Source organism: Pseudomonas jessenii (genome assembly GCF_002236115.1).
Taxonomy (GTDB): Bacteria; Pseudomonadota; Gammaproteobacteria; order Pseudomonadales; family Pseudomonadaceae; genus Aquipseudomonas; species Aquipseudomonas jessenii.
The window spans coordinates 63,404-88,607 of record NZ_NIWT01000008.1 but is presented as its reverse complement, the minus strand read 5'-3'; the positions used below and the strand labels follow the sequence as shown (position 1 = coordinate 88,607).

22 protein-coding genes are annotated in these 25,204 nt (G+C 58.7%); 10 read left to right on the top strand and 12 right to left on the bottom strand.

Annotation, left to right across the window (positions count from 1 at the left end; translation table 11 throughout):
- Positions 1-127: 127 nt before the first annotated feature.
- From PSJE_RS25425 to PSJE_RS25415, 3 genes are all read left to right on the top strand, one after another.
- Entirely contained in the window at positions 128-1,096 is a 969-nt protein-coding gene (locus tag PSJE_RS25425) for an ABC transporter substrate-binding protein (protein ID WP_090454905.1), read from the top strand.
- A gap of 109 nt (positions 1,097-1,205) precedes the next feature.
- Complete coding sequence (locus PSJE_RS25420) at positions 1,206-2,324, top strand: S-(hydroxymethyl)glutathione dehydrogenase/class III alcohol dehydrogenase (RefSeq protein WP_090454906.1); 1,119 nt, start codon at positions 1,206-1,208, stop codon at positions 2,322-2,324.
- 93 nt (positions 2,325-2,417) lie between these two features.
- Complete coding sequence (locus PSJE_RS25415; protein ID WP_057715289.1) at positions 2,418-2,801, top strand: VOC family protein; 384 nt, start codon at positions 2,418-2,420, stop codon at positions 2,799-2,801.
- 189 nt (positions 2,802-2,990) lie between these two features.
- Here the strand turns inward: PSJE_RS25415 and PSJE_RS25410 are convergent, their stop codons facing one another.
- A complete protein-coding gene (locus PSJE_RS25410) occupies positions 2,991-3,827 on the bottom strand; it encodes an MliC family protein (RefSeq protein WP_167362860.1) in 837 nt (278 codons plus the stop codon).
- Between the two features lie 407 nt (positions 3,828-4,234).
- Here PSJE_RS25410 and PSJE_RS25405 point away from each other — a divergent pair, with 407 nt between their 5' ends.
- Both PSJE_RS25405 and PSJE_RS25400 read left to right on the top strand, forming a co-directional pair.
- Entirely contained in the window at positions 4,235-4,585 is a 351-nt protein-coding gene (locus tag PSJE_RS25405; RefSeq protein WP_057715287.1) for a BON domain-containing protein, read from the top strand.
- A gap of 203 nt (positions 4,586-4,788) precedes the next feature.
- Positions 4,789-6,162 carry a transposase gene (locus PSJE_RS25400; RefSeq protein WP_090454877.1) on the top strand — a complete coding sequence of 458 codons (1,374 nt, stop codon included), beginning with the start codon at positions 4,789-4,791 and terminating at the stop codon, positions 6,160-6,162.
- Between the two features lie 288 nt (positions 6,163-6,450).
- On the opposite strand, the gene PSJE_RS31770 is transcribed toward PSJE_RS25400, so the two are convergent.
- The 4 genes from PSJE_RS31770 to PSJE_RS25380 form a co-directional block, all read right to left on the bottom strand.
- The gene (locus PSJE_RS31770; protein ID WP_224795392.1) at positions 6,451-7,404 is read right to left on the bottom strand and encodes a hypothetical protein; all 954 of its coding nucleotides are present in this window, start codon (positions 7,402-7,404) and stop codon (positions 6,451-6,453) included.
- 286 nt (positions 7,405-7,690) lie between these two features.
- Entirely contained in the window at positions 7,691-10,123 is a 2,433-nt protein-coding gene (locus PSJE_RS25390; protein ID WP_090454907.1) for a spermine/spermidine synthase domain-containing protein, read from the bottom strand.
- 2 nt (positions 10,124-10,125) lie between these two features.
- On the bottom strand, positions 10,126-10,869 hold the full coding sequence (locus PSJE_RS25385) for a protein-L-isoaspartate(D-aspartate) O-methyltransferase (RefSeq protein ID WP_224795391.1): 744 nt from the start codon (positions 10,867-10,869) through the stop codon (positions 10,126-10,128).
- Between the two features lie 236 nt (positions 10,870-11,105).
- Entirely contained in the window at positions 11,106-11,723 is a 618-nt protein-coding gene (locus PSJE_RS25380) for a LysE family translocator (protein ID WP_090454908.1), read from the bottom strand.
- A 274-nt stretch (positions 11,724-11,997) separates the two neighbouring features.
- On the opposite strand from PSJE_RS25380, the gene PSJE_RS25375 reads away from it, so the two are divergent.
- On the top strand, positions 11,998-12,894 hold the full coding sequence (locus PSJE_RS25375) for a LysR substrate-binding domain-containing protein (protein ID WP_057715284.1): 897 nt from the start codon (positions 11,998-12,000) through the stop codon (positions 12,892-12,894).
- Between the two features lie 292 nt (positions 12,895-13,186).
- On the opposite strand, the gene PSJE_RS25370 is transcribed toward PSJE_RS25375, so the two are convergent.
- Both PSJE_RS25370 and betI read right to left on the bottom strand, forming a co-directional pair.
- On the bottom strand, positions 13,187-14,611 hold the full coding sequence (locus tag PSJE_RS25370) for an amidase (RefSeq protein ID WP_090454909.1): 1,425 nt from the start codon (positions 14,609-14,611) through the stop codon (positions 13,187-13,189).
- Between the two features lie 2 nt (positions 14,612-14,613).
- Entirely contained in the window at positions 14,614-15,204 is a 591-nt protein-coding gene (betI, locus tag PSJE_RS25365) for a transcriptional regulator BetI (protein WP_057715282.1), read from the bottom strand.
- A gap of 89 nt (positions 15,205-15,293) precedes the next feature.
- Here betI and choX point away from each other — a divergent pair, with 89 nt between their 5' ends.
- The 3 genes from choX to PSJE_RS25350 all read left to right on the top strand — a co-directional run bounded on the left by choX (position 15,294) and on the right by PSJE_RS25350 (position 18,326).
- Positions 15,294-16,235, top strand: a complete 942-nt coding sequence (choX, locus tag PSJE_RS25360; protein ID WP_090454910.1) for a choline ABC transporter substrate-binding protein — start codon at positions 15,294-15,296, stop codon at positions 16,233-16,235.
- Positions 16,236-16,548: 313 nt separating this feature from the next.
- Complete coding sequence (locus PSJE_RS25355) at positions 16,549-17,682, top strand: aminotransferase class V-fold PLP-dependent enzyme (protein ID WP_090454911.1); 1,134 nt, start codon at positions 16,549-16,551, stop codon at positions 17,680-17,682.
- A gap of 89 nt (positions 17,683-17,771) precedes the next feature.
- Positions 17,772-18,326, top strand: a complete 555-nt coding sequence (locus tag PSJE_RS25350; protein ID WP_090454912.1) for a YdeI/OmpD-associated family protein — start codon at positions 17,772-17,774, stop codon at positions 18,324-18,326.
- 112 nt (positions 18,327-18,438) lie between these two features.
- On the opposite strand, the gene PSJE_RS25345 is transcribed toward PSJE_RS25350, so the two are convergent.
- Positions 18,439-19,323 carry a serine hydrolase domain-containing protein gene (locus PSJE_RS25345; RefSeq protein ID WP_090454913.1) on the bottom strand — a complete coding sequence of 295 codons (885 nt, stop codon included), beginning with the start codon at positions 19,321-19,323 and terminating at the stop codon, positions 18,439-18,441.
- A 316-nt stretch (positions 19,324-19,639) separates the two neighbouring features.
- On the opposite strand from PSJE_RS25345, the gene PSJE_RS25340 reads away from it, so the two are divergent.
- Positions 19,640-20,404: a tetratricopeptide repeat protein gene (locus PSJE_RS25340; protein ID WP_090454914.1), complete on the top strand. Its 765-nt coding sequence runs from the start codon at positions 19,640-19,642 to the stop codon at positions 20,402-20,404.
- A gap of 14 nt (positions 20,405-20,418) precedes the next feature.
- On the opposite strand, the gene PSJE_RS25335 is transcribed toward PSJE_RS25340, so the two are convergent.
- From PSJE_RS25335 to PSJE_RS25320, 4 genes are all read right to left on the bottom strand, one after another.
- Positions 20,419-21,591, bottom strand: a complete 1,173-nt coding sequence (locus PSJE_RS25335; RefSeq protein WP_090454915.1) for a helix-turn-helix transcriptional regulator — start codon at positions 21,589-21,591, stop codon at positions 20,419-20,421.
- Between the two features lie 129 nt (positions 21,592-21,720).
- A complete protein-coding gene (gene cysN, locus PSJE_RS25330) occupies positions 21,721-23,613 on the bottom strand; it encodes a sulfate adenylyltransferase subunit CysN (RefSeq protein WP_057715276.1) in 1,893 nt (630 codons plus the stop codon).
- Positions 23,613-24,680, bottom strand: a complete 1,068-nt coding sequence (gene cysD, locus PSJE_RS25325; RefSeq protein ID WP_256353645.1) for a sulfate adenylyltransferase subunit CysD — start codon at positions 24,678-24,680, stop codon at positions 23,613-23,615. The genes cysN and cysD overlap by 1 nt, the downstream gene beginning before the upstream one ends.
- The gene (locus tag PSJE_RS25320; RefSeq protein ID WP_057715274.1) at positions 24,622-25,092 is read right to left on the bottom strand and encodes an SRPBCC domain-containing protein; all 471 of its coding nucleotides are present in this window, start codon (positions 25,090-25,092) and stop codon (positions 24,622-24,624) included. The genes cysD and PSJE_RS25320 overlap by 59 nt, the downstream gene beginning before the upstream one ends.
- Positions 25,093-25,204: the final 112 nt, after the last annotated feature.

Sequence of the window (25,204 nt, the reverse complement as noted above, 5' to 3'; positions counted from 1 at the left end):
GATTCACGCCTTTGTTTCACGTGTTTGCGCACGCACTTGTCCATGCTAAATCTGATGGACTCGTTTGCTCCTGTGTCGCACACAACAGTTCGCTGCCCCCAATAATAATGATTCGGAGCGTCTGATCATGAAAAACAGGAAGAGTTTGTTGGCCTCTTTGCTCACCCTTGGCTTGCTTGTCGGTAGTGCTTCAAGCCAGGCCTCAGGGTGGTGTGAATCGGGCAAGTCGGTGAAATTTGCCGGATTGAACTGGGAGAGCGGGATGCTCCTCACCGACATCATGATGATCGTGCTCAAGGATGGTTATGGCTGTACAACGGATCAGTTGGTGGGTAACACCATCATTCTCGAGACCGCACTGGCCGGCAACGACATTCAGGTGTTTGGCGAAGAGTGGATGGAGCGCAGCGAAGTCTGGAAAAAGGCGGTGGCGGCCGGAAAGGTTGTCGGGGTTGGCGCTCCGATCATTGGTGCGACTCAGGGCTGGTATGTGCCGCGTTACGTCGTTGAAGGGGACGCCAAACGTAACCGGCCAGCGCAGGCGCCCGACCTCAGGACAGTCGCGGACCTGAGCAAGTACGCGAGTGTTTTTCGCGATTCGGAAGAACCGTCCAAAGGCCGTTTCTACAACTGTCCTGCGGGTTGGATCTGTGAGCAGGACAATACCGAGATGTTGAAAGAGTATGGTCTTGAAAACACGTTCACAAACTTTCGTCCAGGTACCGGTGCGGCATTGGATGCGGCTGTCCTGTCCAGTTACAAACGCGGTGAGCCGGTGCTGTTCTACTACTGGTCACCGACGCCGCTGATGGGGCAGATCGATGCGATAAGGCTGGAGGAAAAGACCGGCGCCAACAAAGACGTCATCACCATGGTGGGACTCTCCAAGGCATTTCATGAACAGGCTCCTGAACTGGTCGCAGTACTTGAGAAGGTCAACATTCCGATCGACTTGTTGAATCAGAACCTGGCGAGGATGACCCGGGAACGCATCGAATCGCCGAAGCTGGCCAGGATGTTCCTCAAGGAACACCCGGAAATCTGGCATGCCTGGGTCGACGAAGCCGCAGCAAAGAAGATCGAGGCATCGCTCTAATCTGTCTCAAGGGCAAGGACGCCCGTCCTCTGTAACACCCCTCTGAACACAATCTCTTGACTGTTTCTACACAGGAACGGCGCCTCTTTGCGTCCGGGAAATCACGAACATGATCAAATCACGAGCGGCCGTCGCCTTCGCGGCGAACCAGCCTCTGCAAATTGTCGAAGTCGATGTAGCGCCGCCGCAAGCCGGTGAGGTGCTGGTACGCATTGTTGCGACAGGTGTCTGCCATACCGATGCGTTTACGTTATCCGGCGCCGATCCCGAAGGGATCTTCCCCGTTATTCTTGGCCACGAAGGTGGCGGTATCGTCGAAGCGGTTGGCGAGGGGGTAACTTCACTGGCGGTGGGCGACCATGTGATCCCGCTCTACACCCCGGAATGTGGCGAGTGCAAATTCTGCACCTCCGGCAAGACCAATCTTTGTCAGAAAATCCGTGCCACTCAAGGCAAAGGTTTGATGCCAGATGGCACCAGCCGATTCTCTTACGAAGGGCAGCCTGTCTTTCACTACATGGGCACCTCGACGTTCTCCGAATACACCGTGCTTCCCGAAATTTCCCTGGCCAAAATCCCCAAGGATGCGCCACTGGAGAAGGTCTGCCTGCTCGGTTGCGGTGTGACCACCGGCATTGGCGCGGTGATCAATACGGCCAAGGTGGAGGAGGGAGCCAGCGTGGCAATCTTCGGTCTGGGTGGCATCGGGCTGGCAGCCATTATCGGTGCGACCATGGCCAAGGCCGGCCGGATCATCGCGATCGATATCAACCCGGCCAAGTTCGAGATTGCCAGGCAACTGGGCGCTACCGACTTCATCAACCCCAAGGATTATGACAGGCCGATCCAGGACGTGATCATCGAGATGACCGAGGGCGGTGTGGACTATTCCTTCGAATGCATTGGCAACGTCCATCTGATGCGCGCCGCCCTGGAGTGCTGCCACAAGGGCTGGGGTGAGTCGGTGATCATTGGCGTCGCTGGCGCCGGTCAGGAAATCAGTACCCGTCCTTTCCAACTGGTGACCGGGCGCATCTGGCGCGGCTCGGCATTTGGCGGTGTGAAAGGACGTAGCGAGCTACCCAGCTATGTCGAGAACGCGCAAAAGGGCGACATTCCGCTGGACAGTTTCATTACCCACACCATGGGGCTGGAGGAGATCAACAGAGCCTTCGACCTGATGCGCCAAGGCGAAAGCATCCGCACCGTTATCCATTTCGATCGCTGACTCAACAGGTTTGGCGAAACCCGTCAGGGCCAGTCAAAGGCGCGAAAACCTGCAACATCAACCCAGCATATCTACACCAAAGAGAGCACAAAGATGACCATTTTCACTCATGTGACCGTCGGTACCAACGACCTGCAAAAAGCGCGCAGCTTCTATGACAATGTCCTGGGTACCCTGGGCCAAAAACGCATCGCTGATCTGGACGACAAGGGGTCGATCTGGGGTGAGAGCGCTCCATCCTTCTTCGTGCTGAAACCGGCGAACGGCGCCCCGGCCAGTGTGGGTAACGGTGTCACCATCAGCTTCGAGGCGCCGAATCGTGCCGCCATTGACGCTTTCCACGCCGCGGCGCTGGCCAGTGGCGGCACCGACGAAGGTGCACCGGGTCCGCGAGGCTGGGCACCTGACGCCTATGCGGCTTACGCGCGGGATCTCGATGGGAACAAGCTGGCCGCGTACTGTTTCAAGCCAGCCTAAGCTTCAAGACGAGGCATCATTAGATGCTTCGTCATTAGCCCTTACTCGCAAGGATTAGTAATCCGTAAGGTTGCAATGGTGGCTTGAACAAGCCCGTTTAACCTTGGTGTTCGAACGACAGCTTCTGGCCGATTTCTGCCTGTCACGAGGGGCAGCAATATGCAATTACCCAGCTGATTGAATCGTTGCTCAAGGCTTTCTTTTGCAATGCGACTTGGGCGCACCGTATCCCCAAGTGATTATGGTCTCGGCCTGATGCTCCCAAAGCGTTTCATTGCGCCCAAGGTACTTTATGCCACTGCCACTTGGCTGCTGGTACATCAGCGATACGCTGTCGCCACGCTCGGCGATTAATGTCGGCGGATCGGTTTTGAAGAACATGACAGTCACCTCTCTAGCAGGGTTGCCGTCGCATTCGTAATAGACAGGCCCAGTGCCCGAGACCAGTCGGTAGCGTGCTTGCAACTCGGCGATGCGGCGCTGGTATTCCATGCGCAAGCATGCACTGACGTCATCACTCTTCCAGCAGTCGTCGCGTCCCTTGATCCATCCACGTTGTTCTGCTTTTAGCCGGGGAGGATGCTCGTTGCCGGCCTTAATACTCGCACTGGCATAAACTGCCGACAGATTGCGATCGAATGCGGATAACGCCTTGTCCTCACATATCATCGCTTCGATACCGCCAGGCTCCACTCTGGCGCAATCGTATGAAGGGCCAGGTGTCACATTGGCAGTCGACGATTTTTCCGTGCCGCCCCCAGTCGGCTGCATTGCATTGATATGCTGATCAATGTACTGGCACCACTGTTCGGAGCTTCGTTCAGGGACGTTTGCTCCATCGCGAACCCCTAACTTGAATTCGATCACCGATTTCCATTCGTCGGAGCCTATATCTGGCCCGTGCCCTTGCGCATCGGATGTGTGCAGTATCTTATCGATCGATTGATACCACGGGTAAGTGCATATGGATTGCGCCTGAGCAACGCCTGTGGCGCCAGCCAATAACAAAACCAAATATTTGCTCATGCGCGGTCCCTTTTGATTTATGCAGTCGCCAAGCACCGACTTAAGCCTGATTCATCCGCCAGCGATCGGTGAATCACGCCCGATTTATCTTAGACCCCAGGGGCAGTTCTTGGCCGGTATCTCCCCGCCGCGAAGGGCAGCTAAGGGTTGATCAGGGCTGATCGCAATAAGGACTGTTTGGAGTGCTCTGTAGGTGTTGCGCCTGGCACAGAGCGACCAAGGCGGACGTTCACGGGGACAGCGCTCTGACCGCAGGCAACGGCCGTACTATAATTAATTTCTGTCAATGTTTGCGTGACGAGCGCTCCAAAGCGAATCAGGTATCCATAGCGTTCACCTGACAGGCAGAGGGCGACACAGCAAATGGGATGGACGGTACGTCTGATTACGCGACAGAGGGTTCAGCCATGAAAATTCACTCCTTCCAGCATTACTCCCATGGTCTGGAAATGGCCGTTCACGATGCATGGATTACCGCCAAGGTGAAGTCGGCCCTGGCATTTTCCGATCCGACCCTTAGCCTGCATATCAATGTCAAAACCCATGCAGGCATAGTGGGGTTAAGCGGCCGCGTCAACACTCATAGACAGTGTGAGCAGGCCATTGTTCTGGCCCGTTCGGTTCATGGTGTCGCCGAAGTCGATGCCAGCGACTTGCAGACCCATGTGTTCACGCCAGGGAGTTTTCCAGAAGCGCCCAACGCCGAAGAGAGCACTGAGCGCCGGCCACAATCGTCAACAAAGATGGACGACAAATGATAATGGCAACATTGTAGGCGCCGCGCTCCCGGTCGGGAACCGAGGGCGGAGGGAAGCTGAATGCCAATGTGCCCCAGAGTGAATCGCCCATGGTTTCGTGGACATTTCCGACTGGCTGCTTTTGGCCGATTCTGTTGAAAAAGTAGCTCCCCTGTCTGGCCTGCGGCAAAATTGCTTCATTGGCCGGCGGGGGATCACACAGCATGATGGGACAGTTATCGAGTGGGCAGGAGCGACTGTTTTACTCGTTCAACCTTGACGATCACATCCCAGCCAATCACCTTCTGCGCAGCATTGATCGGTGTCTCGATCTGAGTGATTTGCGCCATCACCTCGCCGACTTCTACAGCCCGATTGGGCGCCCGTCGATTGATCCTGAATTGATGATCCGCATGTTGATCGTGGGCTATTGCTACGGCATACGCTCAGAGCGGCGGTTGTGCGAAGAGGCCCATTTGAACTTGGCGTATCGCTGGTTCTGCCGATTGAGCCTTGAAGATGAAGTCCCCAATCACTCGACCTTTTCCAAAAACCGACACGGCCGTTTTCGGGACAGCGATCTGTTTCGCTGGCTGTTCAATGAAGTGCTGCGTCGTTGCATGGACGCCGGTCTGGTCAAGGGCGAAGGCTTTGCCGTGGACGCCAGCATCATCAAAGCGGATGCGAGTCGGCAGCGCGGTGTACCGGGTGATGAACCGGTCAACTGGAGCGATCCGGCCCTGAGCACCCGCGCCGTGCGTGAGTATCTTGAGGCACTCGATGAAGAGGCTCTGGCCGAAACGCTACCGAAGCGTCTATCGCTGACTGATCCTCAAGCCCGCTGGACCGCAGCTCCAGGTGGCCCAGCGTTCTACGCTTACTCCACGAATTATCTGATCGATACCGAGCACGGCGTGATCATGGATGTGGAACCCACACCGGCTCATCGAACCGCAGAAGTCGAGAGCACCAAGACGATGATCGATCGCGTTGAGGCGCAGTTCGACATCAAGCCGGAACGCCTCATTGGCGATACCGCTTACGGTACCGCGCCGATGCTGGCCTGGATGGTGGAGGAAAAAGACATCGAGCCGCATGTGCCGGTGTGGGACAAAACCGAACGCAAGAACGACAGTTTTTCGAGCAACGATTTCCGCTGGAATGAAGAGACTGAGGAATACTGCTGCCCGGCTGGCAATGCATTACGTAGCGAATGGCGAGCCTTCAAGAACGAGCGTTCGCACATCACCAAAGCCAACACCATCATCTTCCGATCCAGACAGACTGACTGCGCGACGTGTCCGATGAAAGCCAAGTGCTGCCCGAACACGTCGTTTCGCAAGATCGCTCGCAGCGTTCATGAAGCCGCTCGTGACGTGGCTCGACGCATCGCGGCGACGCCGGAGTACGTGCGCTCTCGCCACGAACGTAAGAAGGTCGAAATGTTGTTCGCCCACCTCAAGCGCATCCTGAAATTGGATCGCTTGAGACTACGTGGCATGAGCGGCGCGACCGATGAGTTCACACTGGCGGCTGCGGTACAGAACCTGCGTCGACTGGCCAAATTTACATCTCAAGGTCCGCCTGCCCCGGGATAGGTGCGCCTGCACTAAGCCAAAAACCTCAAATTAACCCAATAACAAAGCAACAATGGTCAACGAAGGGCCGAGAAACCACTCAATGTGGTGAGTAGGTTCTCTGGTGGTGGCCGTGCCTGAGTTCAGGTGATCTGAAAATCCGACTTTTTCAACAGAATCGGCCGATTGCTGACTGTCGCGAAGGACTGAAAATGACCCTTAGCGGTCATCGCATTTTGCTGTAACCGTGTTTTCCAGTTCGATGAGAAAACAGTGACGGCAGCTCGAACCTGTTGTTGGGCCATACGTTCATTGCGGATACGGATACTTTGGATCTTGGCAGTAGTCGTAATCAGCGAGTGCCTTGAAATCTCCAACGGCCTCGAGCACGTGGCACATTTGTTTCGGGTTCAGATCGACTAAGCCAAACATCGTCGCGTTGCTTTTGACCTTTCTGGTCATGAGGGTCTTGACCGGGCCGACATGAGCAATAGCGCGAGTGCCGGCATAGGTAAACGTGTATGCCAGCTCGTATAGGCGATTGCGCTCGTCTATTGAAAGAGTGCGCTCTTGCGGTGTGGACGCTAGCCTTTGGCTCATCAGCATTTCAACCCTTCTCAGGTCGGAGTCGTCGCCCGCAGCGCCAACAATCTGTGAGGCGCTCGTTCCAAGCGAGTCTTCGTCCGACATTTGAGCTCGTGCTACCTCAAGGTACTTCAGGGCGTGCTTACCGTAGTTTGCGAGGACGCTTCTTGCGACCGGTCGGATATCTCGATAGGGCCACTCCCTTTCAGTATGTGGCTTTTGCGAAAACGCTACTTCTCCGACCCTATCTACGATGTAGGGCGAGGGGGCTGGAATGCTTGCCGCGAGTTCGAGTTGGTACCGTTCAATATGACCATTGAGCCCGCGACGTTGAGTAATGACTTTACCTGCTCTGGAATAGATGCTCTGCGGTGCGCATACCGGTATCGACAGCCCCTTGTCTGTCGCCCGATAGAAGCCATGAGCAAGGAACTTCTCAACCCCAATGTCTAGCCAGAGCCCCTCAGTACGCAGATTTTGTTCCAAAACGTCCGCAGCCAGCGAAAACGTCTCGCCCTCTTCTGACGTAGGCTCAGCACACGGCCGGATGCTCTTGTATAGCCATGCATGCTCCAACTCGGGTGTGTGTCCTTTTTTTCCATTGCCTTGTGAAGATAGCCATGCGCCGAGCGCTATCCCCACGCCAACTAGAAGGAATGCTTGAAGAAATCGCTTCACGTTTTTTCGGCCCACCTACTATTTATTAGGCGACATGCCATGTCGCGTTTCTTGTCGCAGTAAGCGCGAGATCTATCGAAGGGTAACGCGATAGGGGTGACAGCATGCCCGACTAGGTAAAGAGGGTAGCAGGGTGGTATCTATTTGCCACTAGTCTGTCCACCGACAGCTTTTGGCCGGTTTCTGCCGGTCACCACCGGCGAGACGTGTGGACTGGTCAAGCGGCGTTCCAACAGACCATTCGTCTCACCAGGGTCTGTTGACGTTTTGCTGCGAACCGCCGCGATCAGGGAAACATGACTGCCGCCACGAGGTACAGCAGCAACGCCAGCAGCAACACCACGGTGAAACCCAGGTGGATCGCCAGCAGGGTCGCCAGCACGGCCGCCACCACCGATACGCTGGCGTTGACGCCCCAGGCGATCGGCACCAGTGCTTCGGCGCGCGCGGAGACGCGCCCGAGTCCGAGCGGAAACGGCATGCCCATGGCGAACGCCAGCGGCGCTACCAGCGCGGCGCAGATGCCGAACCTGGCGAGGGTCCCCACCGGCGCCAGCAGCTGGAACAACGGGGGCAGGGCGATCAGGTAGAGCAGGGCGATCGCGCAGATCGCCAGGACTGGCCGCGCGAGCGGATGACGGGGCCCCACACCAGCTCCAATGCCCCCCCGCCGCCGGCCGGAGTAACGGCTGCCGAGGCCAGCGAAGATCAGGAACGCGCTGAGCGTGACCGCCACCGAATACAACGGGTGGCTGAGGAACAGGGTGAACTTCTGGATGAAGGCGATTTCCACGAACATGAAGGCAAAGCCGATGGCGGCGAAGTAGGACACGACCCGAAGTTCGAACCTGGCCAAAGCCGCATTCCGAGAGCGTCGCTGGCGCCGCCGCGCCCCCCATAACGGCGCCAGGATCAGCAGCACGGCGGCCACGCTGGACTGCAGCAGCGTGGCGATCAGCACCGGATAGCCCCACTCCAACATTGACAGGCCGCCCTGCGCCTTCAGCGCCAACAGTTCCGGCAGCGAGCGCCACTTGAAGAAGTGGAAGAAATACGGCCGATCATCCGTAGTCGGACGCACGTCGAACTTGTAGCGCGCCAGGAACTCCGCGCGCTCGCCGGACAGCAGGGCCTGCGCCGCTTCGAAGAACCAGGGCCGGTCGAGCAGGTTGTAGCGGTTCGCCTCGGCCACGGTCATCCCGGGGTAGTAGGCCAGGTCGAAGGAGCGCGCCCGGCAGAACTCCCGCAGCACAGCGATGCCGGCGTCGTCGAAATCCCTGTTGCTGACCAGCAGCGTCGCGGTCTTCCAGCCGCGGATCATGACAATGCGGCGCGCCGCGCTGGCCTGCCCGTCGCGCTCGATGGCCGCGGCCGCGGTGGCCAGCAGCCTGGGAACATCGCGCGGCGGCAGGGCGACCCAGCGGGTGATGGCCAGCAGGCCGCCGGGCGCGAGATGGCGCAGGTACTCGGCGAAGGCATCCACCGTGTACAGGTAGTTCTCGGACAGCGCATGCAGGCCGCCCGAGGCAGTGCCGAAGGAGTCCAGCAGGGCGATCTGGATCAGGTCGTAAGGCTCGCCGCGCGAAGCCACCAGGCCGCGCGCCTCGCCGATCAGCACACGGACGTTGGGCGCGCTGTACGGCTTGCCGGAGAAGTCGGCGAAGCGGCGCTGGACCAGATCGATCACCTGCGGGTTCAGTTCGATGGCATCCACCGCGCTGGCGTTGTGGTAGATCGCCTGCAGCACATCGGCGCCGGCGCCGCTGCCCAGCACCAGCACGCGGGGTTGGCGCAGCAAGTGATAGGGCAGAGCTGAGGTCAGGTAGTCCAGGTAGGCGAGCGGCTCGCGGCGCCCGTCATAGCGGTTCAGCACGGAAAGGCCGTCGCCGTCGGTAAAGATGGCCAGTTGTGCGGGCGGTTCCTGTGTCGCGTTGAGGCTTAGGCCAGGCGCGTAGCGCAGGGGAATGGTCGGGCTGTCGACGACCGTGAGCAGACCCAGCGGACTCCAGGTCTGGGCGATTGCGCGCGCATCCTTGATACGCAGCGTCTGGCTCAGTTCCTTGTACTCGGAGGGCGACAGGGCGATCCAGCGCCCGGGCACGCCGGCCGGCACCGCGACTGCCGCCGCCAGCAGCAACGGCGCGAGCCAGCGCCTATGCCCGGTGCAAGCCATTCCGGCCAGCGCCCCGGCGGCGATGCCGGTGCCGCCCAGCAGCCGCAGCGCATCGACGGGCGTCAGGGCGAACAGCGCGGCGACGACCGCCAGGCTGCCCACGCCGGCGCCGAGAATGTCGAAGGCGTAGATCCGGTGAATCTGTTCCTGAAAGCAGGTGAAGGTCAGGCAGATGCACACCGCCGCGCAGAAGAACGGCACGAACAGCAGCAGGTAGATCATCAGCAGGCGTGCCGACTGCCGCGCGTCCCAGAGGATCTCGAGGGGATTGAACGGAACCTGCTGGGCCAGGCTGAAGCAGGCGATAGCGCTCAGCCCGAACAACACCGCGCCGCCGATGAACACGCCGTGGAAGCGCGGCGCCAGCACAGGCCGTGCCAGCGCCACAGCGGTGCCGGCAGCGCCGTAGCCGAGCAGCGCGACGCTGATCATCATGTAGGCGAAATGGTGCCACTGGATGATCGAAAGCAGTCGCAGCAGCAGCACCTCATAGCCGAGTGCGGAGGCAGACAGCAGTGCCAAGGCGAGCAAGGGCGGCGAATGCATGCTCAACCGCCTCCGACCAGCGGCACGAAGCTCACAGGCAGCACCTGCCGGGTGGACACACTGCCATCGCCGGCCTTCTCGATCAGCAGCAGGTACTGGATCATGAACGGCGCGCCGACCGGGATTACCATCCGTCCGCCGGCCTTGAGCTGGGCGATCAGTGGCGGCGGCACATGGCTGGCGGCGGCGGTGACGAGGATGGCGTCGTAAGGCCCGTGCTCGGGCCAGCCGTGGTAGCCATCGCCCAGCCGGGCCTGCACCTTCGCATATCCCAGACGGCCCAAGCGCTCCCCGGCCTGCACTGCCAGCGGCTCGATGATCTCCATCGTATAGACCGCCTGCGCCAGCTCGGCGAGGATCGCCGCTTGGTAGCCCGAGCCAGTGCCGATCTCGAGTACCACGTCGCCGGGCCCGACCTGCGTCAGGTCGGTCATCAAGGCGACGATGTACGGCTGGGAGATGGTCTGGCCGTAGCCGATCGGCAGCGGACGATTTTCGTAGGCGTAGGGCACCTCGTCGGGCGGGACGAACTTATGGCGTGGCACCTTGGCCATCGCGGCCATCACCGGCGCGGCAAACTCGACTCTGCCGGTTTCGTCGCGGGTGACGGACGACATGTTGGCGATCTCCCGCACCATGGCATCGCGCAACGGCGCGAACGGGTCGTCGGCATGCAGACCGGCAGATGCCAACGCCAGAGCGATGGCAGGCGCCAGGATGCGCGTCAGGAGCATCACCGGCTTCACAATGACTCCTCCGCCTGAGGAATAGTCGAATCGTATGGCCGGCGGGCTGACTCGGCAAGCCGGGAGTGCCGGCGACCAAATCAGGCTGCGGCGACTGCCCGAGAAAACATCGCAACCCGTAACTGCACTGATAGCACCCAGCCAGTTCAAGCGGTGATACAAAAGTGAATGCGATTGTCAGCCGATTGCTGCCTATAAGGAGCCCTTCGCACTGACCTCATAACACTCCTCCGACACTAACCTCCAACCCCTGGAATGACCAGAAGCGCCGCCAAGCCGATCAGTGCCGTGCCAATGAGTCTGTCGATAACCTGCTGCTTTTCCAGCATTCGCCGGCGCAACGCTTCAGCGGAGAAAAACAGTGCCACGAAACTGAACCACGCCCAATGGGTGAACGACATAAACAGGCCGTACGCAAAGTTTGCGGTTAGCGAACTGCCTGTGTGCACCACTTGGCTATATGTCGCCACCACGAACAACATGGTTTTAGGGTTGAGCGCGTTAGTGAAAAAGCCAGTACGAAATGCTTCCCAGGATGAAGGGGCTGAGGCGTTGGCGCCACCAAATGTCAACGAAGAAGTACTGGTCAGGGACTTGATACCCAGATAAATGAGGTATCCGGCGCCCAGCAACTTCATTGCCATGAACAGCAAGGGTGATTGAGTGAAGATCACTGCAGCGCCGAACACTGTGTAGAAAACGTGAATCTGGACGCCACAGGCGATACCCAGTGCGGCCATCAAACCGCTGCGTCGCCCATATGCATAACTGTTGCGGGTGACCATGGCGAAGTCAGACCCGGGGCTGATAACTGCCAGGATGGAAATGGCAGCAACTAGAAGCAATTCGTTCATGAAGACTCTCCGGCGCAATGGATGCCCATGCCGCGAACGGCAGTAATTGCATTTGCGCTACGTTTTTGCACAGATTGAGGGTGGGTGGCAGCTTCACTTGCTCGCGGCACTTACATCACCCAGTGGTATTTGGCTTCGCATGGCATTCATGCAATGCCTCTAATCATTGATAGTTGTGCGTGCAGATGGGGCGAATGGAGGTCATGATGGAGAGTTGCCACCGATAAAAAAAACGATTTATAGTCGTCGAAACCTGTGAGTAATCATCGTCAATATGAATTTGCCTCCTTTGGCTGCGTTTCGTTTTTTCAACGTTGCGGCCCAGACTCAAAGCTTCGTGAGAGCCGCTCAGCAGCTGCACGTCACCCATGGCGCAGTCAGCCGCCAGGTTCGATTGTTGGAGGAGGCAATAGGGGTCGAACTTTTTGATCGGCGCAACCGTGCGATCTTTCTCAACCGTGCTGGCCGCCTTCTGTACGACGTTACCGGGCCCATGTTCGAACAATTGGAAAGTGCTGTTTACCGGTTGCAGGGAGAAGTCCGCGAGGACGTACTCGTACTATCGTGTGAACCTACCATCGCAATGAAATGGCTGATCCCGCGACTGCCTGACTTCCATGCCGCTCACCCGCACCTTCAAGTCCAACTGCTGGCGGCCGGTGGTCCTATAGACTTCGCGCGCTCAGGTGCGGATCTGGCCATCCGACGTGATGATTTTCACTTGGATCAATCAATCCACAGCGTGACGATTTGTGAGGAATGGATTGGACCTGTGTGCACCCCGTCCAATAGTCCCGATAAAAGGAAATCGCAAGGAGTGCGCTTGCTACGTAGCCAGACACGCCCGTTGGCCTGGGACAACTGGCTGCGCCTTTCGGAAATGGCTATGCCTAATGCTGGCTCGGTCGACTATGAGCATTTCTATCTTTGTATTCAGGCAGCAGCTGCGGGATTGGGGATCAGTGTGGTGTCCTTTCTCATGGTTCAGGATGAACTCAGGTCCGGACAACTGATCGCACCGTTTGGCTTTATCCAGGACGGGTCGGCCTATTGCCTACTGTCACCCAGGCCTTTTGAGGAAAGTGCCAAGTGCACCGCTTTCAGGGATTGGGTCACAAAGCAGATGGGCATATGCGCAAAGCAGATCAAGAGTGATTTGGGCCGAGCGTGAGTAGTGCGAGCGTCTTTTTTGCACGCGGCTATGTCACTGAGCCCTGAATCTTTTGCGCAAAACACGGATTGCGCACACAGGCGCGAACTTTTCTGCGGTGGAAACCGAAGCTGGATTTCTCAACAGAATCGACCCAAATCCGACACTCATAAAAATTTCCTTTTGCCCGTGAAGCAGCCAATCACGTCAGGCAACGATCCAATAACTGCCTGCAGGAAGTGTCTATAGAGTTTGGGTCAATTCAGCGAGCCAGCGACAACGCGCAGAAAATCTGTCGTAGTTCAGCGCGTGATCATGCCTTTGCAAACAGGGTGGTTGCTAACAAGCTCCGTTCAACTTCACTTGCAAGTCTAAGGATGGTTTCCTCGTCACCAAATTTGCCAACTATCTGCATCCCGATTGGAAGGCCGTTCTCCATGATCCCGACGGGGATACTGATGGCTGGCTGGCCGGTCAAGTTGAAAACTTCGGTGAAGGGAGAAAATGCGTAAGCGTTTTTATACCACTCGTCCAGATACCTTTCCCCTGTGGCGACAAAACCACCAATCAACGGTGGAGCAAGCGCTACCGTTGGCGTGATGAGGACGTCGATATCGGTGAAGCTATCGGCCATGTCGTGGCTTACTTTGTTCTGGGTAGCCCGTGCATGGTGTACATCCAGTGCCGTTCTCTGAGTCGAGCATTTGTAAAACTCATAGGTAATCCATTCAACATCTTGTGCCGAGATCGGATAACCGCGAGTTTGGGCTTTGTGTTCCATCAAGGCCTCAATTTCCATCTGCCAGAATAATGCAGCAGCTGCACCGGCTTTGGTCATGTCTGGCCAATTGAACGGGCGTAATTCATGGCCGTCTTTACTTAAAAAATCCACAGCATTCAATATGGCTTTGTGGATGGCCTCATCGATATTCGAGCCATCTGGACGGGCACAGGCAAAGGCGATTTTGAGTCGTGGCGACCTCGTCTTCAGGCATTCGAGCCAAGAAAGAGGGGCGGGGGGAGCAGCATAAGGCGCGCCTGGTTCATAGCCAGACAGGACATCCAGCAGCAATGCGCTATCGCGAACAGTCCTGGTCAGTACATGCTCGGAATCAAGGCCACCAACAAACTCACCGACATGAGGACCTACAGGGTTGCGTCCCCTGCTTGGCTTCAGCCCAACCACACCACAAACGGAAGCCGGAACCCTGATCGACCCGCCACAGTCGGTGCCGTGTGCAACTGGCACCATGCCTGCGCCCACGGCACAGGCGGATCCTCCACTTGATCCACCAGAAGCGTACTGCGGATTCCTGGGGTTTCGACAAGGGCCTTGCCATTCAGGCTCTGTCACAAAGTCTCCTGCAAACTCAGGTGTTTTGGTTTTCCCGAGAATGATTGCCCCGGCCTTGCGCAATCGACTCACAAACTCACTGTCGACCTGAGCGGGGGCGGCATCTTCGTACAATCGCGAACCGTGCCTGGTTGCAAAGCCTTTTACATCGATATTGGTGTCCTTTATCAGGATCGGTACACCTGCGAGTAGTCCTGCCTTGGGATCTAGCGCCGCTCGTTGCGCGCCTTCGGTATCGATTGCAACGACCGCGCCCAAGGCAGGGTCCTGGATTTCAATTTCTCTGGCTGCCAGGTTGACTAACTCCAGCGGAGTGACTTCACCGGACTTCAACCGTTGAACGAGGCCCACGGCATCAAGACTTTTAAACTCTTCAGGTGTCATTTCTACGCCTCCAGATCATAACCAAGTACGTTGTTGAGGAACTCGTAAGCCAAACGACGCGAATCATCGATCGTGTCCGGGTTGCAATCGACCGCAGCCCTCAACCATAAGCCGTCGATGAAGATCGCGATCATTTGCGCCTTGGAATGGGCTATTGCCTTGTCCATGCTTTTTGACAAGGCATGGAAAAGTAAGGAGTGGCTCCTGCGCGCAACGATGTTCTGTACCCGCTGCAGTTTGGGGGACTGCGGTACCTGGGCCCAGAAAGCGAGCCAGGCCGCAACATTGTCTCGCGTCAGGTTCAAGGCACTGACGTTCCCGTCCACAAACGCGAGAACACGCTCAGCGGGTGTTGCGGACTTCCGCAGGCGCGCAAAGATCTCGGCATTTATGCGTTTGTTCAGCTCTCTCAAGGTGGCTTCAAGCAAAGCATTCTTGTCCGAGAAATAGTGGTGGACGATGCCGTTGGCCAACCCCGCACGGGCGCTGACCTGAGCCATGCTGGTACCCGCCATGCCTTGCTCACCAATGAGGGTGAGCGTCGCCTCAACGAGCTGCTTCCTTCTGATTTCCTGCATTCCGACCTTTGGCATGGGGGGCTCTCTTTTTTCATTGGACACTCAATGAAAAAAAAGTTATCACTGGATTCTCCAAAAAACAAGAGAACGCAAGGGGATCCGGTATGAAAAGCAGTGCTATCGGTTGTGCCGTGCTGTTGATGACATTCCAGGGGATTGCCGGCGCCGCGGACCCTGTGGGGTGTCGCGCGCCTCAGTTCGCAGAGGTGGGATGGACCGACATCACGTTGACGACGTCTTTGACCACAGCAGTATTGGAAGGACTGGGCTACGCCCCAAAAGTCATAACGTTATCGACGGGAATTGCCTACAAGGCGATGGAAGGCAAGAGTATCGACGTGTTCCTCGGAACATGGGATCCCGCATTGATCGAGGCGGCTCAGCCTTACTACAACAACAAGTCGATTCAGACAGTGCGAGTGAACCTCACGGGCGCAAAATTTACCTTGGCGGTTCCGCGATACGTCTATGAGCAAGGTGTAAAAAGCTATGCTGACCTGGACACTTACAAGTCAAAGTTTGGCGGGAAAATCTATGGAGTAGAGCCAGGCGGAAACAAACCGATCCAGAACCTCATCGCGGATAACGCGTATAACCTGGGTAGCTGGAGCCTGGTTGAGTCCAGTGAGAAGGGCATGCTGACACAAGTCGGCAGGCAAATCAGAAAGAACGACTGGATTGTGTTTCTGGGCTGGGCTCCTCACCCAATGAACAAGAATATTGAACTGGAATATTTGTCAGGTGGCGACAAGTACTACGGAGAAAATTTCGGCGCATCGTCGGTGCGGACCGACGTGCGTACGGGATATCTGGAGGAATGCCCTAACGTGGGCCAACTCCTGAAAAATCTGGAGTTTTCCATCGATGCCGAAAACACCATGATGGACTACGTGATCAATGGTGGCCTTGACCCACGCTCTGCGGTAAAAAAATGGCTGAGTGCCCATCCCGAATGGCTTGATAGAACGTTGCTTGATGTTCAAACAGTGGAAGGTCAACCTGGGCTCGCGGCGGTAAAGTCTTATATGGATACTGCGTCCAAATAGTCGACACTTCTCAACAAATTGAATCTCCCCGGGCTCTATAGACCGGGAGCATCCTTATCGGCGCAGCGCCTAGGCCCCATGTGCTAGGCGCGAGCGGCGTATCGATCCGGCTACCGCCCAACCGCAATGTCCAAAAATGAATTCCCCTTGGGGTTTCAAACACTTTTGAACCTTTAAGCCCCCCTTCCCACAACTCAGCAGCGACCTGCCAGCCGCTCGACAGAAGTCGCAATTCAATCCCGAGCAATCTTGTCATTTGCCAAGGCTTAGGGCAGGGTCGATACCACTGAGATCCCTGCCAAAGGAGTCACCCATGTCAAAGCTCTATCCCAGTATCGATCCCGAGGGGCTGGTCGAGTACTCAGTGGTCTACACCGACCGCTCGCTCAACCACATGTCGCAGTCATTTCAAGGCGTGATGAAGAACATTTCCAAGACCCTGAAACAGGTCTACAACGCCCAGGCTGTTGCGGTGGTCCCGGGCAGCGGCACATTCGGCATGGAAGCGGTGGCACGACAGTTTGCCACCGGCCAGCAATGCCTGGTGATACGCAACGGCTGGTTCAGTTATCGCTGGAGCCAGATCCTTGAGATGGGCAACATCCCGGCGGCCACCACGGTGCTCAAAGCCCGACCGGTCGACACGGGTCGCCAGGCTGCCTACGCTCCACCCCCTCTGGACGAAGTGCTGGCAGCCATTGCGGCGCAGAAGCCGCAGATTGTCTTCGCCCCCCACGTTGAAACCTCATCAGGGATTATCCTGCCCGACGAGTACCTGCGGGCCGTTGGCGACGCGGTGCATGCGGTGGGTGGCCTGTTCGTGCTGGACTGCATCGCCTCAGGCACGATTTGGGTTGATATGCACAAATGCGCAGTCGACCTGCTGATCAGCGCACCGCAGAAAGGCTGGAGCGCCTCCCCGTGCTGCGCCCTGGTGATGCTCAGTGCTTTGGCCCTCGAGCGCATCGAACAGACGCATAGCAGCAGCTTCGCCTGCGACCTGAAAAAGTGGCTTCAGATCATGCAGGCCTACGAACAGGGCGGACATGCCTACCATGCGACCATGCCCAGCGATTCCCTCGCGCGATTCAACGAAGTGATGAAAGAGACGCAAGCCTACGGTTTCGACAAGGTCCGCGGCGAACAACAGGCTCTGGGCGATCGGGTGCGCGCAATGTTGACCGGCAAAGGCATCAAAAGCGTGGCCGCAGCCGGTTTTCAGGCTCCTGGCGTAGTGGTGAGCTACACCGATGATGCCGACATCAAGAGCGGTAAGAAATTTGCCAGCCTCGGCCTGCAGATCGCCGCCGGAGTGCCGTTGCAATGCGACGAGCCGGCCGATTTCCAGACCTTTCGCATCGGATTGTTCGGACTCGAAAAGCTGCACAATATCGAGCGCACGGTCAGCACCCTCGAGAAGGCACTGGACGAGGTGATGGATAACTAAGCGCTCATCTTGGCGTCATCAATGTCGCATTTGAACGCTACAGTGATGTTGCCAGAAAGTAGTCAGGCGTATTAGTTGGAGGAGTGGCAATGACAATAATCGATGTGAAATCCCGATTCGAAGCAAAGCTTCTTCGTCCGGCAAAGCCCGGTAATGATATGTCCTGGGCGTTCGCAGTACTGCCAAGAGACGCGAGTGAACCGCTTCCGAGGCGAGGAAGGACGACAGTTGAAGGCACAATCAATGGGCACCATTTCCAGGCAACCCTTGAGCCCGATGGTCAGCTGAGCCATTGGCTGAAGGTAAGTAGCGAGTTACTCGACGCCGCAGGTGTGGCCGTTGGGGATATCGTTACACTCGAGCTAACCCCCGTGAAAAAGGAACCCGAGCCTGACATCCCGGCAGACTTTGAGGAGGCACTGGCAGCCACTCCTGAGGCTCGTAAAGTTTGGAATAATACAACGACCATCGCACGAGTAGACTGGATCCACTGGATTACTTCAGCCAAGCAACTCAAGACGCGCGAAAAGCGAATTGGTGATGCCTGCGATATGCTTGCAACCGGCAAGAAGCAGGTTTGCTGTTTCGACCAGTCCGGCTATTACAGTAAGGCCTTCCGTGCGCCCGAGGCAGAAAACTCTTAAATGGAATGTTCCGTTGAATACGCCTGACGATTTTTGGTTGACTGACTTCCTCAGGGCGTGAAGCGGTCATCCGGCGAATCATGAGGTCGACGCCAAAAGGACTTAGCCGTCTTCAGCCACCGCGCATAACTTGCATCAGCTGTCTCACAGCGATGGCTTCGACGGCACCTTCACTGGCACCCGCTTCAAAAACAGCGCAACAAGCCGATGCGTCGCCGTCGCGGATACGGTAGACAGCAATGACACTGCCTGGCCCGCAGCCTGTGTGCCCGCATAGGGAATGTCCGCCGTCAATCGACCCTTGCATCACACCTAGGCCATAGCCCGGAATGATCCATGGGCGCCCGGGAATCGGGCCGCCCAATGTTCGTGCTGTCTGCATTTCCTGGAGCAAGCCCGTGGAGAGCAGTTCACCGCAGAGGAGTCGATCCAGAAATAGCGCTGCTTGGGAAATTGGGCCGATCAGCAAGCCATGATAGACCCACGCGGGGTCATAATTCGAGGTGCTTCCAAGATGGGTCTTTTGTAAGTCTGCTCGCGTTTTAGCAAAGCGAACGTTCGACAGGCCCAGAGGAGTAAGTGCACGTTGAGTCACCGCATCATCAAGCGTCAGATCAGTTAGCCGTTCAATAAGCCTGCCGATGAGCAAGTAGCCAACATTCGAGTAATGCCAATCGGTTCCGGGATTGCATCGAAGTCGAGCACCGTCAAGGCGTTGCATCATTTCATCTGCCGACCAGGCTGGCTCACTGTTCGTAACAGCGGCGTGGTACTCCGCAAGTTCACCGTAATCGGCCAGGCCTGCTTCATGCCGCAGTAGCTGGCGTAACGTGAAAGGCTGATCAGAAATTGGGTCGTCCAGTCCGATGAGCCCGTCACGTACCAACGACAGGGCTGTCGCAGCCAGGACTGTTTTCGTAAAACTCCACCAGGGGGCCATCAGTTCTAACCGGTCAGGCGTTTGTGGCTGACCATTTGATACGAGTGAACTGAGCATTGGCTTCCTTGGAATGTTGAGCGTATCGACAGCTCGACAAGATATCTCATTCACTCTTCTTCGCCAGAGTGAAAAGTCAGCCGTTTGTACTGTCCTGAACGACGGCTCTTGTCCGTTTTGCGCCCTGCGTGAAGAACAGCAACAGATCGTGCCTGGATGTTGGGGTGGTAAAAAATGGTACTGGTCGCAACGGTCGTTGCAGCAGGAACTTCAGGGTATTGGCCAGGTCAATAGCGGCCCTGTTTCGCAAATGCCGAGCAGCGTTGTGGCCTGTTTTACGGCAGTGCCGTTTGAATTCAGTCGAGTCCGCCCCCTGATGCCAACCAAGAGTTTTCTGCCGGGCCTCATCCTGGTGTTCTGCGCTGTCCCGTCGCTTTGTTCGGTTGCTGCCGAACGAAGCGCGCCGGCGCAGAGTAACAGCGCATCAACCACCTTGATCGAAACCGCCTCGCGCCAGTATGAAAATGGCCAACTGGACCAGGCCGCCGCCACGCTGGAGCGTGCCCTGCATATCCAGCCGAACAATCCCGCGACGTTGCATTACCTGGGTGTGTTGCGCCTTCAGCAGGGGCAGTACCAGCAGGCTGAAACCCTGGCGGCGCGCTCGAACATACGGGTTGGTCGCAACGTCGAGCTACGCAACCGCAACTTCCAATTGATCCAGGCGGCGCAGCAGGCCCAGTCTTCGGGTACCCCACCCAATGCAAAAGAGGACTTGGTCGCAGTACAGAAGGGGCTGGAGGAGGAGGCCCAAAGGCGTCGCGAAGCGGAAATGGCCGTTGCTGAACAATCCACTCCGGACACTGGGAACGACGCTGGCAACTTGGCTCGCGCAGAGGCATATCGGGGGCTGGATGCGCCGTCGGCTGGCAGAGCCGGGCCCGAAGGAAAATTACAAATGACTAATGTCGAGCCAGAGCGGGCGTACGCTGAGGTCGAGATTCCCCGCGGCCATATGCCGCGTCCGGGCAAATGCCGAATCTGGTTTCCTGATCGCCCGGCGGGGCATCAGCCCGCACCCGGCAAATGCAAGAAGCTGCGACATCGGGTTCCCCCGGGGGCCTACCTGGTGCGCGGTTGAGTTTATGAAGATAGCTACCCCAACGACGCCACGCTATTGAGCAAGGTCTTGACCAGTTGCGCCTGGCGCGTGGCGCCAGTCTTGGCGAATACACCGCGCAAGTGAGCGCGCACGGTGTTGCGCGAAACCCCGAGTGACTCGGCTGTCTCATCGAGGGTCTGGCCGTCCATGACCAGCATGGCCACTTCGGTTTCCGTGCGGGTCAGTTGGAACAGGCTACGCAGCAGGTCACGCGAGGCTTGTGGCGAGTCGGCGGGATCGCGGATGAACACCACCACTGCCGGGCGTCGGGCGCTGTTGTGGGTCTGGTAGTTCATGGCAATCGGGCGCAGCAGCAGGTTCAGCGGCATCTCACCGCTGGGCCGCGACAGGGTCAGGACTTGCAGGTCGTCGAGGCCGCGGGGGCGTTGTTTCAACACGGCCTGGATGGCCTGCTGCAGTGTGCGGTTCTCATGGTTGGCGAAGGCACAGAGCTTGTCGTGCTTGCACTCCAGACCGTCATGGCTGTCGAACAGGCGCTGGGCGGCACGGTTGCAGCGCATCATCCGGCCGTTCTCGTCGAGGATGGCCGTGCCCACCATCAGGCGGTCGATGGTTGCCGCGTAGAGCTGGCGTTCGGCATCCAGTTGATCCACCGCCGAGTGCAGGTCCACCGCCTGTTGCAGGTGCGGCAGCAACAGGCGGATCAGGTTGATCTGCGCCGGGGTGAACGCTTCGCTGGCGTGGTCGCGGCAGGCGAACAGCGCGCAGTGCATGCCGGCGGCGGTGCGCATGTTGGCCACCAGCACATCGCGCAGGTCCAGGGGGTGCAGGTAGTTGCGGTAGAAATCATGGGCCAGCCAGGCCTCCGTGCCCAGCACCTGGTCGGCACTGGCCACCTGGTCCGCGGGCCAGTCGAGGAACGGGCAGATCGAATAGAAGTGTTCGCTGTAAGAGGGCTCGCCGGGCAACAGCGCGCCATGCACCGAGGCATTGACGATCAGCCCGGGGCGTTCATGGTCGGGGTTGCGCAGCACCAGGGTGAAGAAGCTGGCGTCGAATCGCTGGCGCAGGGCTTCCAGCAAACTGGCCCAGGGCGTGGGCTCCAGCGTGCCGTGGTAGACCAACCCGAGCAGGTTGCTGAGCTCGGCAGAGGGGATGTCGATGCTGGCGTGCAGGTCCGGGCAGGTGGAAAAGGGCAGGGTCATGCGCGCCTCTTTGGCTGCGTGTTGTCATGGGCGAGTATCGACCGGGGTCATGGCGGCAAAATCGTCCGTTTGGCCTAGGCACTGACGGGCGCAGCGCATGCCCAAGGGGCAGGCTGCGCCCGGTAGCTCTTACAGCGCCAGCAGGGCTTCGACTATGCGTTCGGCGGCGGCCTCGGCAGACTCGTGCCGGGTGTCGATATGGATATCCGGCGCCACTGGCGGCTGGTAGGGCGAGTCGATGCCGGTGAAGTTCTTCAGCTCACCGCGCCGGGCTTTGAGGTACAGGCCCTTGGGGTCGCGCTGCTCGGCCAGGGCCAGCGGCGCATCGATGAAGATCTCGAGGAAGTTGCCGTCACCGGCCAGGCTGCGGGCCATGTCACGCTCGGCCCGGAACGGCGAGATGAACGAGACCAGGGTGATCAGTCCGGCATCGAGCATCAGCCTGGCCACCTCCGCGACCCGGCGGATGTTTTCCACCCGGTCGGCTTCGGTAAAGCCCAGGTCGCGGTTCAGGCCGTGGCGCACGTTGTCGCCGTCGAGCAGATAGGTGTGCCGGCCCAGGGCATGCAGCTTGCGCTCGACCAGGTTGGCGATGGTCGATTTACCCGCGCCGGACAAACCGGTAAACCACAGCACCCGTGGCGACTGGCCCTTGAGCGCGGCGTGAGCCTCGCGGTTGACGTCGATGGCCTGCCAGTGCACGTTCTGCGCACGACGCAAGGCGAAGTGCAGCATGCCGGCACCGACCGTGCGATTGCTCAGGCGGTCGATAACGATAAAGCCCCCGGTATCGCGGTTGTCGGCATAAGCATCGAAGGCGATGGGCCGGTCCAGGTGCAGGTTGCATACGCCAATGCCGTTCAGCTCCAGGGTCTTGGCCGCCAGGTGCTCGAGGCTATTCACATCGACCCGGTGCTTGAGGTTGGCGCAGCTCATGCCGACGGTGCGGCAACCGATCTTCATCAGGTACGGGCGCCCCGGCAGCAGGGGTTGTTCGTCCATCCAGACCAGGGTCGCTTCGAACTGGTCGGCCACCGCCGGCGGGGTGTCGGCCAGGGCGATCAGGTCGCCGCGGCTGATATCGATCTCGTCCTTGAGGGTCAGGGTCACGGCCTGGCCGCACAGGGCTTGCTGCTGCTCCCCGGCGCTGCCAAGGATGCCGGTGATCTCGCTCTGCTGGCCCGAGGGCAGCACGCGGATGCGCTCGCCGACGCGCACGCTGCCGGCCACGACGTTGCCGCAATAGCCACGAAAATCCAGGTTCGGCCGGTTCACCCACTGCACCGGCAGACGGAACGCCGCCTGGCTCTGCCGGTCCTGCTCCAGCGGTACGTCTTCAAGGTAGGCAAGCAGGCTCGGGCCCTGGTACCAGGGCGTGTTGGGGCTGGCCTGGAGCATGTTGTCGCCGCGCAGCGCCGACAGCGGGATGCACTGGATATCCTGCAGGCCGATCTGTGCGGCGAAGGCGCGATACTCGGCTTCGATGCGCTCGAACACCGCCTGGGAATAGTCCACCAGGTCGAGCTTGTTGATTGCCACCACCACCTTGCGGATGCCCAGCAGCGACACCAGGTAACTGTGCCGGCGGGTCTGGGTCAGCAAGCCCTGGCGGGCGTCGATGAGGATCACCGCCAGGTCGGCGGTGGACGCGCCGGTGACCATGTTGCGGGTGTACTGTTCGTGGCCGGGGGTGTCGGCGACGATGAACTTGCGCTTGTCGGTGGCAAAGAAGCGATAAGCCACATCGATGGTGATGCCTTGCTCGCGCTCGGCGCTCAGGCCGTCGACCAGCAGGGCGAAATCCAGTTCGTCACCCTGGGTGCCGAGCTTTTTCGAGTCGGCTTCGAGCTGGCCAAGCTGGTCCTCGAACAATACCTTGGATTCATACAGCAGTCGGCCGATCAGGGTGCTCTTGCCGTCGTCGACACTGCCACAGGTGATGAAGCGCAGCAGCTGCTTGTTCTGCTGTTGTTGCAGGTAGGGCGTCAAGTCGCCATTGCGTGCGTCGGTGATTGCGTTCATCAGAAATACCCCTCTTGTTTTTTCTTCTCCATGGAGCCCGCCGAGTCGCTGTCGATCAGGCGGCCCTGGCGTTCCGAGGTGCGGCTGACCAGCATTTCGCCGATGATCGCCGGCAGGTTGTCGGCGTCACTGTCGATGGCGCCGGTCAACGGGTAGCAGCCCAGGGTGCGGAAGCGCACCTTGCGCAGTTCCGGGGTTTCTCCCGGCAGCAGCGGCAGGCGCTCGTCGTCGACCATGATCAGCGTGCCGTCACGGCGTACCACCGGGCGCTCCTTGGCGAAGTACAAGGGCACGATGGGGATCTGTTCCAGGTAGATGTATTGCCAGATGTCCAGCTCGGTCCAGTTCGACAGCGGGAACACCCGCAGGCTTTCACCCTTGCGCTTGCGTGTGTTGTACAGGTGCCAGAGCTCCGGGCGCTGCTGCTTGGGGTCCCAGCGGTGCTGCTCGGAGCGCAGCGAAAACACCCGCTCCTTGGCCCGCGACTTTTCCTCGTCGCGCCGGGCGCCGCCGAACGCGGCATCGAAACCGTAGTGGTCCAGGGCCTGCTTCAGGCCCTGGGTCTTCCACACATCGGTGTGCAAGGCCGAGCCGTGGATGAAAGGGTCGATGGCCTTTTCCACGCCTTCGGGGTTGATGTGCACCAGCAGTTCCAGGCCCAGGCGTTCGGCGGTCTGGTCGCGAAAGGCGATCATTTCGCGAAACTTCCAGGTGGTGTCCACGTGCAGCAGGGGGAAGGGCGGCTTGCCCGGGGCGAAGGCTTTCATCGCCAAGTGCAGCATGACCGCGCTGTCCTTGCCGATGGAGTAGAGCATCACCGGGTTTTCACACTCGGCCACCACTTCACGGATGATCTGGATGCTTTCCGCTTCCAGCCATTGCAGATGAGTCAACATCGAATACCTCCTCGAGTTCTGCCGGGATTGGCGCCGGCTGAACACCACGGTAGGTAAAGCACCGCCGGCACTTCTTCGTCTGCTTGGACGAAGAGGCGCCGGCAGCTGCAGGTCACGCGACGGACGCGTACAGCGTCTCGACACGGATCTTGAGGGCGTGGGCAACGGCATCGAACCCTTGTTTGACCCAAGCGCCATGATCGGTCATGACCTGGTCGGCGGTGGCGCCGAGGAACTGGTCGGTGGTGTGGTAGCGGCAACTGGCCGCGCCGGTGGGCTCGATGTGCTGCTCGCGACGGGCAGCGTCGGGATTGTCGGCGTTGGCATACATCTCCCAGGCGAGTAACCGGTGGGGTTCGAAGTCAGCCAGGTACTCGATCACGTGCAGCAGTTCACCAGGTCGTCCCGGATCGGGCAGAAACAGATTGACCGGTTCGCCCAGTCGCAAGCTGGACTCGACCTTGACGGTGTAGGGGTTCCACTGCGGATAACGCACCAGGTCGATCAGTACAGACCAGACAAATTCGGCCGGTGCGGCGATGTCCACGGTCACTGAACGAACCAGATTTTTCTCTGCGGTCATGGGTAACTCCTCTGAGGATGACTGCGCGCCACGAACTGCGGCGGGAAGTAAGCCATGGGCTCAGGCGCGATCCTCGCCGCTCACGGCGCACGGCTCCTCGTCCGTGCGGACT